This is a genomic window from Streptomyces sp. NPDC007808, from assembly GCF_042868655.1.
Lineage (GTDB): Bacteria > Actinomycetota > Actinomycetes > Streptomycetales > Streptomycetaceae > Streptomyces.
This window is the reverse complement of the sequence record NZ_JBIAEQ010000012.1, coordinates 37,166-50,576: the sequence shown is the minus strand read 5'-3', so window position 1 is coordinate 50,576 and position 13,411 is coordinate 37,166. Positions and strand designations below refer to the sequence as shown.

At 69.7% G+C, this 13,411-nt stretch carries 10 protein-coding genes and 1 pseudogene; 4 read left to right on the top strand and 7 right to left on the bottom strand.

The features are described 5' to 3' along the window. Window positions 1-19: 19 nt before the first annotated feature. Complete coding sequence (locus ACFYNL_RS36950) at window positions 20-1,324, top strand: MFS transporter (RefSeq protein WP_388811839.1); 1,305 nt, start codon at window positions 20-22, stop codon at window positions 1,322-1,324. 92 nt (window positions 1,325-1,416) lie between these two features. Here the strand turns inward: ACFYNL_RS36950 and ACFYNL_RS36945 are convergent, their stop codons facing one another. The 7 genes from ACFYNL_RS36945 to ACFYNL_RS36915 form a co-directional block, all read right to left on the bottom strand. After that, on the bottom strand, window positions 1,417-2,517 hold the full coding sequence (locus ACFYNL_RS36945) for a calcium:proton antiporter (protein WP_388811836.1): 1,101 nt from the start codon (window positions 2,515-2,517) through the stop codon (window positions 1,417-1,419). 103 nt (window positions 2,518-2,620) lie between these two features. Continuing rightward, entirely contained in the window at window positions 2,621-2,923 is a 303-nt protein-coding gene (locus tag ACFYNL_RS36940; RefSeq protein WP_388812347.1) for a hypothetical protein, read from the bottom strand. A gap of 139 nt (window positions 2,924-3,062) precedes the next feature. Continuing rightward, window positions 3,063-4,064 (bottom strand): TerC/Alx family metal homeostasis membrane protein, encoded by a 1,002-nt coding sequence (locus tag ACFYNL_RS36935; RefSeq protein ID WP_388811833.1) that lies wholly within the window; start codon window positions 4,062-4,064, stop codon window positions 3,063-3,065. A 224-nt stretch (window positions 4,065-4,288) separates the two neighbouring features. Continuing rightward, window positions 4,289-6,310: a TerD family protein gene (locus ACFYNL_RS36930; protein ID WP_388811827.1), complete on the bottom strand. Its 2,022-nt coding sequence runs from the start codon at window positions 6,308-6,310 to the stop codon at window positions 4,289-4,291. Between the two features lie 54 nt (window positions 6,311-6,364). Then, window positions 6,365-6,943 carry a TerD family protein gene (locus ACFYNL_RS36925; RefSeq protein ID WP_388811824.1) on the bottom strand — a complete coding sequence of 193 codons (579 nt, stop codon included), beginning with the start codon at window positions 6,941-6,943 and terminating at the stop codon, window positions 6,365-6,367. A 198-nt stretch (window positions 6,944-7,141) separates the two neighbouring features. Beyond that, window positions 7,142-9,289 carry an excinuclease ABC subunit UvrB gene (uvrB, locus tag ACFYNL_RS36920; protein ID WP_388811821.1) on the bottom strand — a complete coding sequence of 716 codons (2,148 nt, stop codon included), beginning with the start codon at window positions 9,287-9,289 and terminating at the stop codon, window positions 7,142-7,144. A 40-nt stretch (window positions 9,290-9,329) separates the two neighbouring features. Further along, entirely contained in the window at window positions 9,330-10,196 is an 867-nt protein-coding gene (locus ACFYNL_RS36915; RefSeq protein WP_388811818.1) for an MHYT domain-containing protein, read from the bottom strand. Between the two features lie 278 nt (window positions 10,197-10,474). On the opposite strand from ACFYNL_RS36915, the pseudogene ACFYNL_RS36910 reads away from it, so the two are divergent. The 3 genes and pseudogenes from ACFYNL_RS36910 to ACFYNL_RS36900 all read left to right on the top strand — a co-directional run. Next, window positions 10,475-11,338: pseudogene (locus ACFYNL_RS36910) on the top strand (glycerophosphodiester phosphodiesterase); the annotation flags it as partial. A gap of 71 nt (window positions 11,339-11,409) precedes the next feature. Beyond that, complete coding sequence (locus ACFYNL_RS36905; protein ID WP_388811816.1) at window positions 11,410-11,964, top strand: methylated-DNA--[protein]-cysteine S-methyltransferase; 555 nt, start codon at window positions 11,410-11,412, stop codon at window positions 11,962-11,964. Between the two features lie 148 nt (window positions 11,965-12,112). Then, window positions 12,113-13,402 carry an MFS transporter gene (locus ACFYNL_RS36900; protein WP_388812344.1) on the top strand — a complete coding sequence of 430 codons (1,290 nt, stop codon included), beginning with the start codon at window positions 12,113-12,115 and terminating at the stop codon, window positions 13,400-13,402. Window positions 13,403-13,411 lie beyond the last annotated feature (9 nt).

The following is a 13,411-nucleotide window of genomic DNA, read 5'->3' as shown; positions in this document are numbered from 1 at the left end:
GGTGGGTAGTTGACGCGGCATGCAAGACGTACGCACCGTAAGGGCGCCCTCCATGCTGCGGCTCGCGGCGGCCTCGCTCGCCGGCACGGCCATCGAGTTCTACGACTTCTTCGTCTACGGGACCGCGGCCGCTCTGGTTCTGGGACCGCTGTTCTTCCCGACGTTCTCCCCGGTGGCGGGCACCCTGGCCGCGTTCGCGACGTTCGGCGTGGGCTTCGTGGCGCGGCCCTTGGGCTCGGTGCTGTTCGGACACATCGGCGACCGGCACGGGCGCCGGCCGGTTCTCGTCGCCTCGCTGCTGCTGACCGGCGCCTCCACGGTCGCGGTCGGCTGCGTACCGACGTACGACACGATCGGCGTGACCGCTCCCCTGCTGCTGCTCCTGCTGCGTTTCCTCCAAGGGCTGGGCCTCGGCGGTGAGTGGGGCGGCGCGGTCCTGCTGACCGTGGAGCACGCGCCGGCCGACCGGCGCGGTCTGTGGTCGAGCTTTCCGCAGGTCGGGCCGGCGCTCGGTTTCCTGCTGGCCAACGGGGTGGTGCTCGCACTGTCGGCGACCCTCTCCGAGGCGCAGTTCGCGCAGTGGGGCTGGCGGGTGCCGTTCTGGGCGGCGGGAGTCCTGGCCCTGGTGGGGCTGTGGCTTCGGTCGTCGCTCACGGAGAGCCCCCGGTTCCTCGAACTCGACAGCCACGCGCGCGTGCCGCTCGTCGAAGTCGTACGTGACCACTGGCGGCTTCTGCTGCTCACGGCCGGAGCGCTGTCGGTCGGATACGCGATCTTCTACACCGTGACGACCTGGTCCCTCGCCTACGGCACGGAGCGGCTCGGGGTGAGCCGCAGCGTCATGCTGACCTGCATCATGGCGGCGGTGGTGGTGAAGGGCGCGCTCACGCCGCTGGCCGCGCTGCTCGGTGACCGGTACGGGCGTCGGCCGCTGGCCCTGATCGGATGCGCTGCCGCCGCGCTGTGGATGTTCCCGATGGTCGCGCTTCTCGCCACGGGTGCGCCGCTGCCGATGTTCCTGGGTTTCCTCGGGGCGATGGTCGCGTTCATCACCATGTTCGCCGTGATCGCCGCGTATCTGCCGGAGTTGTACGAGCCCCGGGTGCGCTGCACGGGCGCCGCGGTGGGCTACAACCTCGGTGGTGTCCTCGGGGGCGCGCTCACGCCCCTCGTGGCGACGGCGCTCGCCGAGCAGGGCGGCCGGGTGCCCTGGGCCGTGGGGGCGTATTTGACGGGGGTCGCGCTGCTCAGCCTGGGGTGCTTCGCGCTGCTGCCGGAGACACGTCTCGCGCCGGCCGCGACGGCGGAGCCCGCCACGGGGTGACGGGCCCCGGAACACCGTGACCATGCCGGGTGCGGCAGCGCCTACGGTGTTCCCGTGCGGCGGTTCGCCTGCCCGGCAGGCCGCCTGTCCGGCTACGGATTGATCGCGAGTTCCAGGTAGGCCGCGAACAGCACCAGGTGGACGCCTCCTTGGAGTGGGGTCGCCCTCCCCGGCACCACCGTCAGCGAGCTCACCACCACCGTCAGGGCCAGCAGCACCATGTGGGTGGGGCCGAGGCCGAGGACCAGCGGGCCGGAGAGCCACAGGGAAGCCAGGGCGACCGCGGGAATGGTCAGACCGATGCTGGCCATCGCAGAGCCGAGCGCGAGGTTCAAGCTGGTCTGCACCCGGTCCCGGCGCGCGGAGCGCAGCGCGGCGATGGTCTCGGGCAGCAGCACGAGCAGGGCGATGACCACGCCGACGACGGCGTGCGGCAGATCGGCCGCCGCCACCCCGGACTCGATGGTGGGCGACACCCCCTTGGCCAGGCCCACCACGCCGATCAGTGCCAGGCCCAGCAGTCCGAGGCTGATCAGCGCGGTGCGGGCCGTGGGGGCGTCGGCATGCTCGTCGGCGGCGATCACCTCGCCCTGCCGGGTGATGGGGAGGAAGTAGTCGCGGTGCCGAACGGTCTGGGTCGCCACGAACAGGCCGTACAGGATCAGCGAGGACACCGCGGCGAACGTCAGCTGCACGGTGGAGAATTCCGGCCCGGGCTTGCTCGTGGTGAAGGTCGGCAGCACCAGGCTGAGCGTGGCCAGGGTGGCGACGGTGGCGAGCGCGGCCCCGGTGCCCTCGGGGTTGAAGACCGCCGTCCGGTGCCGCAGCGAAGCGACCAGCAGGCACAGGCCGACGATGCCGTTGCAGGTGATCATCACGGCGGCGAAGACCGTGTCCCGGGCGAGGGTGGAGCTCTTGTCCCCGCCGTCCGCCATCAGGGTCACGATCAGGGCGACCTCGATGACCGTGACGGCGACCGCGAGGACCAAGGAGCCGAAGGGTTCACCGACCCGGTGAGCAACCACTTCGGCGTGGTGCACGGCGGACAGCACGGCCCCAGCGAGAACCAGCGTCACCACGGCTACGACCGCGCCGGGCAGGTCCCGCCCCCAGGTGAAGGCGAGCAGGACGACCGCGAGCACCGGCACGAAGGACGTCCAACGCGTCGTGAGCGGCCTCAGCCGAGCGATCATGGAGCGATCGTCGCAGAGCCCTTGAGGGTCCGCATTCCGGTCCGCGTGATGGTCGAGCGGCCCCGAGCCCTCGGGGTGCGGGGCCTTGGTGCGGTGTGTGTCGCTACGCGAAATCGGTCATCTCCTGTACGTCACAGTCCGTGAAGGACGGCGGCCTGGTGCACAGCGCGGCCATCTGCTCCGCGAACTTGGTCGTCTCTGGGTCGTCGCTGTTGCGCATGGCGTCCTCGTGGGAGTCGAACTCGACCATCACGAGGTACCTGTTGGGCCGGCCCCGGTCCTTGAGGACGAGGCGGCGCCTGGGGCCACCGCTGCGCCCGGCAAGGCGTTGCTCGGTCTCCTCGGTGAGTTCCCGCATATCGTCGATGCGCTCGGTCTCGAAGTCGATGATCTGCACGAACTTCATGGGTGCGTCCACAGGTGCCTCCACCCGGCCGTGGTGTCCCCGACGGGAACACCCCAGCACCCAAAGAAGCACCGGGAGCGGTGCTCGGCAATTCGCTGGGCACCACTCCCGGTGTTGGTTCTTTCTACGTTCGACGGGGTCAGACGTCGATGCTGTCCTTCGGAGCGCTTTCGCTCTTCTCCTGCGCCGCCTCGGCCGCCGCCTGCTTCCTGGAAGCCCTCAGGCTGGTGATCGTGGTGATCACCAGGACCGAGCAGATCACGCCGAGCGAGACCGGAATGCTGATCTCGGGGACGTGGACGCCGGACTCGTGCAGCGCGTGCAGCACCAGCTTGACGCCGATGAAGCCCAGGATGATCGACAAGCCGTAGCTGAGGTGGACCAGCTTCTTCAGCAGGCCACCGATCAGGAAGTACAGCTGCCTCAGTCCCATCAGGGCGAAGGCGTTGGCCGTGAACACGATGTACGGGTCCTGCGTCAGGCCGAAGATCGCGGGGATGGAGTCCAGGGCGAACAGCACGTCGGTGGTGCCGATCGCCAGCATCACGACCAGCATCGGGGTCATGACCCGCTTGCCGTTCTCCTGGATCCACAGCTTGGTGCCGTGGTAGCGGTCGGCGACGCCGAACCTGCGCTCGGCCGCCTTGAGGAGCTTGTTCTCCTCGTACTCCTCGTCCTCCTCATCGGCCCGCGCCTCCTGGATGAGCTTCCAGGCGGTCCAGATCAGGAAGGCGCCGAAGATGTAGAACACCCACGAGAAGCTGGCGATGATGGCGGCGCCCGCGGCGATGAAGATGGCGCGCAGTACCAGGGCTATGAGGACACCGACGAGCAGCACCCTCTGCTGGTACTGGGACGGCACCGCGAACTTCGCCATGATCAGGACGAAGACGAAGAGGTTGTCGACGCTCAGCGACTTCTCGGTGATGAAGCCCGCGAAGAACTCTCCGGCGGGCTGTCCGCCTCCGAAGAACAGCAGGCCCAGCCCGAAGAGGGCGGCCAGGACGATCCAGACGACCGTCCAGATACCTGCTTCCTTGATCGACACGTCATGCGGCTTGCGGCCGATGAAGAAGTCGACCGCGATCAGGGCGGCAAGGCCCACGATGGTCAGGACCCATAGGGTCGTGGAAACTTCCACTGCGCCTCCGGCAGTCGTAACGGCAAATGTCAGCGTCGTCGCGCGCCGGAGGTCTCTTCCACCCACGATGGGCCGACGCCCCGGGATCTGGCCGGATCCGTATTGACGGGTACGTCGCACTAGACAGGGAGTACTCCCCTCCGTGGGATGAACACTACCCCAATCACCAAGGAAAGGTAAAGTGCTTGGCAAAAGAAGGGCCAAGTGTGCTGGTCAGAGACGCTTTACCTGTACTTGGCCCGAGCCTCGGCGACCTGCCTGAGCACCTGCTGGAGGACCTGGCTGCCGGGCGGCACGAGCGAGGGCTCGTAGGTCCAGGCATGCCCCACCCACGGGTCGGCCAGATGGTCGTCGGGCACGGGGGTCAGTCGCAGCAGCGAACGCCACAGCGGGTCGAGCAACGGGCCGTAGGCGGCTGCTTCCTCGCGGTCCGCGACCATCATCAGGTGGACACCGACGGCGGGTCCCTCGTCCGCGAGGTAGCGCAGCTGATTGACGGCCCGGTCGTCGAAGCCGTGCGGGAAGTCGTTGACGATCAGGAGCTGCTGGGAGGTGTCGAAATCGGGCGGCAGCGAGTCGGGGGCACCGGCGCGCAGCGCCATCTGCACGAGGTCGACGCGCTGGGTGAGTCGCGCGAGGACGTCGGCCACTCCGCCCGCGCCCACCGCGGGCGGACCCGCGAGCGCGCCGCTCTGCACGAGGGGGACGAGCGCCTGTGCTCCCGAACCGGCCGGGTCGGCGACATGCACGGTGAACTCGCCCGCCGGGTGGACGGCGAGCAGCCGGGCCGCGTGCGCCACGGCCGTTTCCATCGCGAGGCGCCGCAGGTCGTGGGCATCGGTGAACGAGCCGTCGATCGAACCACTGCGACCGCTGTCGATCCACAGACCGCGCTCCAGCGGCAGCCGGATCAGCATCGGTATGCGCAACTGGGTGCTCTCGGGCAGGTGGAGGTCGCCCAGGCGCACGGCCATGGGGATCTCCATCGGTACGCGGTAACCGTGCCACACGGGGTTGTCCCAGCGTGCGTACGCGGGCGGCAGCGCGGGTTCGACGACCTCGGCCTCGGCGGTGAGCTGGGCGAGGTCCCGGTCGAGCGTCGCCCTCGCCTGGCTGACGAGCTGGGCGTGCTTGGCCTCGGCGGCCTCGCGAGCGGCGTCGCCCTGTCCGCCGATCCGGCTGCGCGGGTCCGACAGGACCTGGTCGAGCTCCTTGTCCATGCGGGAGTCGGCGAAGTCGACCGCGCTGCGGTAGGCGGCAGTCGTGCGAGCCAGGTCCTCGAACATGCCCCACACCTGGTTGTACAGCCGCTCGTCCATGGACCAGCCGGTGGCGTCACCTGCGACGGGCTGTGCCGGTTGCCCGGGCTGGGCCGGAGGCGCGGTCGGCGGAGGTGGCGGGGGAGCCGCGTTCCGGCGTCGGGGGTGGCTGTAGTCGATCGGGCCGCCGGAGGTGGGCGTCGACGGCTGGGCGGGGTCGCCGGTGCCGGTCGGACCTTGATACGGCATCTGCGGCGCCGACTGGCCGGGCGCGCCGGGCGTCTGGGTGCCGTAGGGCGACGTCGGCTGCTGGGGTACTGCCCCGGAGGAGCTCTGCGGTGCGGAGCCTCCCTGCTCGGGGCCGAGTGCGGGTGCGGCGGCCTGCCGGGAACGGTCGCCGTCCGTCCGTGCGGAGGGTGCCGGCACGGAGCGGGCCATGCCCTGGGCCACCGCTTCGTTGATGCTGCCGGCCAGCTGGTGGGCCTGGGACAGGCCCTGGTCGGTGAGGAGGTCGGCGAGACCACCGGCGTAGCCCTGGCCGATCGCACGCACCTTCCAGGCGTCCTGGCGACGGTAGAGCTCCAGGGCGACCACGGCCGACTCCGCCTCAAGGCCGGTGATCGTGTAGCTGGCGACCTCGGTGCCGTCCAGGCCGGTGACCGCGACGAAGGGGGTGGCCACGGCGCCGAAGCGGGTCGGACCGCCGACCCCGGCGGGCAGGGCGAGCAGCACGCTGACGCGGTGGACGGACTCGGGCATGGCGTCCAGGTCCACCGCAAGACGGTGGTCGGCGGCCGCCTGACGTGAGACCTCGAGGCCGGGCAGGGTCGGGGCGCCCGGGTGGGCCACCCATTCGACCCCGTGGATCCTGCCCTCGTCGTCGCCGAGCGTGGCTCCGGCCACGATCGGCGTTCCGGCCGAGACCCGGATCTCCAGACGGGTCTGGGAGAGCGGGTGGTTCTGCCCCCGCACCAGCTCGGCCGTCATGACTTCGTCCCCCTGTGTCGCTTGTCTTGTCGAGTGCCGCTCGCCGGGCGGGCCTTACAAGGTCGGCAGGATCGCCGGCATCAGGTCCTGGAACGTGCGGCCGTTGGCCGGGGCACCGAGGGCCGTCATCGACCAACCCGGGCCCGAGCGGTGCACCTTCGCCATGATCTGCGCCGTGTAGGCGCCACCACCCGCGAGGGTGTAGCGGGCCAGTTCCTGGCCGTTGGTCTCGTCGACCAGGCGGCAGAACGCGTTCTGCACCTCCTGGAAGGTCTGGCCCGTGAAGGAGTTCACGGTGAAGACGATCTGGTCGATGTGGACCGGGACGCGCGCGAGGTCGACAAGGATCGCCTCGTCGTCGCCGCCCTGGCCGACACCGCCGACGAGGTTGTCACCGGTGTGACGGACGGAGCCGTCGTCGCTCACCAGGTGACGGAAGAAGACGACGTCCACGGGCTGCTTGTCCGCGAACAGAACGGCGGACGCGTCCAGGTCGACCTCCCGAGTGCGGGAGCCGAACAGGCCGCGCCGGGGAGCCGCCTGCCAGCCGAGACCCATGCGTACCGCGGTCAGGCTGCCTCCGTCGTTCTTCTGCAGACTGATGGCCTGACCCTTGGTCATGTTGACGGTCACGTGCTGAATCCCCTCTCGAGCTGTCCCCTGTTGGCCGCGGACTCCGCGGATGACCAGAACCCTACGCAGGAGCACTGACAGTGACGTACCCCGGTCCGCACTTTGTGTCGGTCTTGCAACACAGCGCGTGCCCAGCCGGGCGGTGCAGGCCGTTCGAGGGCGCCGGTCCCGGGCTCGGTGACCGGCGCCCGTGGGCTGTCAGGCCAGGCCCGCCTCCTTCATCTGGCGCAGTTCCTTCTTCATCTCGGACACCTCGTCGCGCAACCGGGCCGCGATCTCGAACTGCAGGTCCGCGGCGGCGGCCCGCATACGCGCCGTCAATTCCTCGATCTGCTCGGCGAGCTCGGCCGCCGGGCGGTCGGTCGGCACCTTCTCCGCGGCCTTGCCCTTCGCCGACCTGGACGCCTTCGCGCCCTTGGCCGCCTTGTCTCCGAGGGAGGGAACGGGAGCCTTGGTGCCCCGGCCGTCCTTCTTCGCTCGGTAGCCGCTGCCCAGCAACTGCTCCGTGTCGACGTCCTCGCGCGCGATCTGCGCGACGATGTCGTTGATCTTCTTGCGCAGCGGCTGGGGGTCGATGCCGTGCGCCTTGTTGTAGGCGACCTGCTTCTCCCGGCGCCGGTTGGTCTCGTCGATGGCCTTCTCCATCGCCGGTGTGATCTTGTCGGCGTACATGTGGACCTGACCGGACACATTGCGCGCCGCGCGGCCGATGGTCTGGATGAGGGAGGTCCCGGAGCGCAGGAAGCCCTCCTTGTCGGCGTCGAGGATCGCGACCAGGGACACCTCCGGAAGGTCGAGCCCCTCACGGAGGAGGTTGATGCCGACGAGGACGTCGAACTCGCCGGAGCGCAGCTCGCGCAGCAGCTCGACCCGGCGCAGCGTGTCGACGTCGCTGTGCAGGTAGCGGACCTGGATGCCGAGTTCCAGGAAGTAGTCCGTGAGGTCCTCGGCCATCTTCTTGGTGAGGGTGGTGACCAGGACGCGCTCGTCCTTCTCGACGCGTGCGCGGATCTCGTGGACCAGGTCGTCGATCTGCCCCTCGGTGGGCTTGACCACGACCTCCGGGTCGACGAGACCGGTGGGCCGGATGATCTGCTCGACATGGCCGTCCGAGCGGGAGAGCTCGTAGGTGCCCGGGGTCGCCGACAGGTAGACGGTCTGCCCGATGCGCTCCTGGAACTCCTCCCACTTCAGGGGACGGTTGTCCAGGGCGGAAGGAAGTCGGAAGCCGTGGTCGACCAGGGTGCGCTTGCGGGACGCGTCGCCCTCGTACATGGCTCCGATCTGCGGCACGGTGACGTGCGACTCGTCGATGACGAGCAGGAAGTCGTCCGGGAAGTAGTCCAGCAGGGTGTTGGGCGGGGAGCCGGGCGCGCGGCCGTCGAAGTGCATGGAGTAGTTCTCGACGCCGGAGCAGGTGCCGATCTGGCGGAGCATCTCCAGGTCGTAGGTCGTGCGCATCCGCAGGCGCTGGGCTTCCAGCAGCTTGCCCTGCTTCTCCAGTTCGGCGAGCCGCTCCCCCAGCTCCTTCTCGATGTCGTTGACGGCCCGCTCCATGCGCTCGGGGCCGGCGACGTAGTGGGAGGCGGGGAAGACGTACAGCTGCTGGTCGTCGCTGATGATCTCGCCGGTGAGCGGGTGGAGTGTGGACAGGGCCTCGATCTCGTCGCCGAACATCTCGATGCGGACGGCGAGCTCCTCGTAGACCGGGAAGATCTCGATGGTGTCGCCGCGCACGCGGAAGGTGCCCCGGCTGAAGGCCAGGTCGTTGCGTGTGTACTGGATGTCCACGAAGCGGCGCAGCAGCTCGTCCCGGTCGATCTCCTCGCCGACCTTGAGGGGGACCATCCGGTCCACGTACTCCTGCGGGGTGCCGAGTCCGTAGATGCAGGAGACCGAGGCGACCACGACGACGTCACGGCGGGTGAGCAGTGAGTTGGTCGCGGAGTGCCGCAGGCGCTCGACCTCCTCGTTGATCGAGGAGTCCTTCTCGATGTAGGTGTCCGACTGCGGGACGTAGGCCTCGGGCTGGTAGTAGTCGTAGTACGAGACGAAGTACTCGACGGCGTTGTTCGGCAGGAGCTCGCGGAATTCGTTCGCCAGCTGGGCGGCCAGAGTCTTGTTCGGCGCCATCACCAGGGTGGGGCGCTGGAGCTTTTCGATCATCCACGCCGTGGTGGCGGACTTTCCTGTGCCGGTCGCGCCGAGCAGGACGACGTCCTTCTCGCCGGCTTCGATGCGCCGGGCGAGCTCGGCGATGGCCTGCGGCTGGTCGCCGCTGGGCTGGTAGGGGCTGACGACCTCGAGGGGCGCCACCGTGCGTTCGATCTGGGAAACGGGCCGCATGGAATCCACCGTACGACCCCCCACTGACAACGCGTCCGGATCAGTGGTTCTGCGGAGCTCGGGACCCGCGTCGGTCCTGGTTGGGGCGGACGCGCAGCCGGGGCCGGTGAGCCCGGTGCGGGACGGCGGTGCGGGCCGGGACGCCCGGTTTGGGATCGGCGGGGGGCGTTGAGGGCTTCCCTGCGACGATCCACGGGTCGAGGAGCACGACCAGGCCCGCGAGCAGCAGGAAGGCGAGCGGGCCGACCAGCATCGGCGCGAGCAGGGCGGCGGGTGAGTCGCCCGCGGTGGGGACGTCGGTGTCGTGGAGATGGACGCTGAGGGCGGCCATGCCGGTGTAGTGCATGCCGCTGACGGCGAGTCCCATCACGAGGCTCGCGCCCACGCTCCAGAGAAATCCTCTGACCTGTCCTGCGGCCCACAATGCGGCGGTGGCCGCCACCATGGCTATGACCACGGAGACGGCCACGGTGAAGGTGTTGTATTCCAGCCTTCCGCCCAGTCGCATCCCGGCCATGCCGAGATAGTGCATGGAGGCTATGCCCAGACCTGTGATGGTGCCGCCGGTGAACAGGGCCGTTCCACGGGCGCCCTTGTAACCGACGATGAAGATCCCGATGCCCACCATGACGATGGCGACGGCGAGGCTCGCGAACGTCATCGCTTTGTCGTAGTGGATGGGCGTCTCCTCGACGGTGAAGCCCATCATCGCGATGAAGTGCATGGTCCATATGCCGGAGCCGATGGCCGCCGCCGCCAGAGCGAGCCACCCCGGGCGGCAGGACTGCGGGACGAGCATCGATCTGGTGGTGCAGCGCAGACCGAGCGCACCGCCGAGGCAGGCCATCAGGTAGGCCACCAGCGGTGTGACGAGTCCGTAGCTGAATCCGTCGATCGTGCCCTGCATACGCAGCTGCCCTTCCCGCCCTCTTACGTCCCTGAAATCCGTGAAATGCGCCCCCTCCCAGGACCGCCCGGGCGGTCGGGGTTGAGGCAGAGAGTAACTCCCACCGGAATGGTCGAACGATTTTCCGGCAAAGAAACACGGCCTTGCCCCAGTTGTGCGGCACGAGTGAGCGGGCCCGGGCAACTCCATTCATTCTGTGGCCATTCTGTACTCCTTCACCGTTGACCGACTGCTGTCACAGTTGAACCGTCTGTGATCGTTCGACGCGAGGAGTACGCATGCACGCGCGCGCTGTAGCCGCAACGACGACCGCGCTCCTGGGAACCGCCGCGCTTCTGCTGCCCGCCTCCGACGCCCGGGCCCGCGCCGACGTGCCCACGGTCGTCGCCCACCGGGGGGCTTCGGCCTACGCTCCCGAGAACACGCTGGCCGCCGTGGACAAGGCCGCCGATCTGGGCATCAGCTGGGTCGAGAACGACGTGCAGCGCACGAAGGACGGTGAACTCGTAGTCCTCCACGACGACAACCTCAAACGCACGACCGACGTGGAGGAGGTCTTTCCCGATCGGGCGCCCTGGAAGGTGAAGGACTTCACCGCCGCCGAGATCGCCCGTCTGGACGCGGGCAGCTGGTTCGGCCCCGGCTACGCGGGCGCGCGTGTGCCGACGCTGGAGCAGTTCATGGACCGTGTGGAGCTGCACCACCAGAAGCTTCTTCTGGAGATCAAGAACCCTGATCTGTATCCCGGCATCGAGCGGCAGACCCTCAGGGTCCTGGACGACGAGGGCTGGCTGGACCCGGAGCACCTCGCGAGCCGGCTGATCGTGCAGAGCTTCAGCGCCGACACCGTGCGAACCGTCCACGAGCTGCAGCCCGACGTCAAGACCGGTTTCCTGGGGACACCTCCGGAGGAGGAGGTCGGCGGGTACGCGGCCTTCGCCGACCAGATCAATCCCTCGTACGGCTCCATCTCCGCGGACTACGTCGACTCCGTCCACGAGTTCACCGGGCCGCACGGCAGGCCGCTGGAGGTCTTCGCGTGGACCGTGAACGACGCGATCACCGCTCGGCTGGTCGCCGGGTACGGCGTGGACGGCATCATCACCAACCATCCCGACGTGGTGCGGGACGCGCTGACCGGGAGTGCGTTCCCCGCCGAGGAGCCGACGCCGGTCGCCGGGGCGTTGTCAGTGGCGGGCCGTACGGTGGGCGCATGGACAGCCATGGGCAGTACGAGCAGCAGGTCGTATGGGCCGTCGTCGGTACGAACATCGGTCCGCTGATGCTGGCCGCGACCCGCGAAGGCCTGGTCAGCGTCGTGTTCCACGCCACGGACGAGGTGCGCGACAAGGCGCTCGACCGCCTGGCGGCCCGGTTGGGCGGCGCGCCGGTCAAGGCACCCGACTCCCCGCTGCTGACCGAGGCGATACGCCAGGTGGAGCAGTACTTCTCAGGCGCCCGCCGGGACTTCGACCTGCCGCTGGACTGGTCGCTCATCTCCGGCTTCAACCGCCAGGTGCTGCGCGAGCTGGCCGCCGGTGTCCCGTACGGCACGGTCGTCGGGTACGGCGATCTGGCGGGGCGGGTCGGACAGCCCGGCGCGGCACAGGCCGTGGGGATGGCGATGGGCGCCAATCCGCTGCCGGTCGTCGTGCCCTGTCACCGGGTCGTGGAGAGCGACGGCGGCATCGGCGGGTTCGGGGGCGGTCTGGAGACCAAGCGGAAGCTGCTCGCGCTGGAGGGGGTGCTGCCGGAGCCGCTGTTCTGAGACCTCCGACACCAAAACGGGTTGGGCGGACGAGCGACGAGGGGGAGACTGCGCCTGTGACGACACCTTTCACCCACCTGTACGCGGCCACTGCGGTGCGCTGCCCCGTGTCGGCCCCTGCGAAGCGTCCCGTGCCCGGGTGCGCGTCGTGACCGCGGTCCAGCGGAAGGTCGTCGCAGCCGTGCCGGCGGACCGGTTGCCGGCTCTGCGCCGCCGTGTCTCGGCCGTACTGATCGCGACGCAGATCCTCGGCGGGCTGGGCGTCGCCACCGGCATCGCGCTCGCGGCCGTCCTCGCCACGGAGGTGAGCGGCACCGAGTCACTGTCCGGACTGGCGCCCACCGCGACCGTCGCCGGTACGGCGATGCTGTCGGTGCCCCTGGCCGCGTTGATGACCGCGCGCGGGCGGCGTCCCGGGCTCGTCCTCGCCTACCTCATCGGCGCCGTGGGCGCAGGTGTCGCCGTGGTCGCGGCCGCGGTCGGAAGCTTCCCCCTGCTGCTGGGCGGGCTGGCCGCGTTCGGTGCGGCCTCGGCAGCGAATCTGCAGGCGCGGTTCGCGGCCGCCGATCTGGCCGAGCCGGAACGGCGGGCCCGGGCCATCTCGCTCGTCGTGTGGGCGACGACCATCGGCGCGGTCCTCGGACCGAACATCGCCGCGCCCGCGGGTCGCAGCGTCACGGGCCTCGGGATACCCGCCGCGGCTGGTCCGTTCCTGTGGGCAGCGGGGATCTTCCTGATATCCGCGGTCGTGGTGGCCGTACTGCTGCGGCCGGATCCGCTGCTCACGGCGCGGGCGCTCGCGCCGACCGAGGACCAGTCGCCCGCGGCCCGTTCGCTGCGCGCCGGGCTGGCCGCCGTGACGGCGTCGTCGCGAGCCAGGCTCGCGGTGGTGACGGTTGCCGTGGCGCACACGGCGATGGTCTCGGTGATGGCCATGACTCCGGTCGACCTCGCGCACCACGGCGCGGGCATCGACCTGATCGGGCTGGTCATCAGCGTGCACATCGCGGGCATGTACGCGTTCGCACCACTCATGGGGCGGCTGACGGACCGGTTGGGGCGGCTGTCCGGGATCGGGCTGGCGGTGGGGCTGCTGGCATGCGCCGTGTTCCTCGCCGGCACGGCCGGCGCCAGTCACTGGCAGACGACCGCCGGGCTCTTCGTGCTGGGGCTCGGCTGGTCGGCGGGGCTCGTCTCCGGTTCAGCGCTACTCACGGACTCCGTGCCGCAGCCCGCGCGGGCCGCCGCGCAGGGGCTGTCGGATCTCGTCATGAACGCCTCGGCGGGCGTCGGCGGGGCGATCGCCGGTCTCGTCGTCGCCAAGGCGAGCTACGGCTGGCTGAACTTCACCGCCGCGTGCCTGCTGATCCCGTTGGCGGCACTGGCCCTGTTCACCCGGGGCAGGACACGGGCGAAGAGCGCCGACGCGGACGTCTGAGGCCGGCCC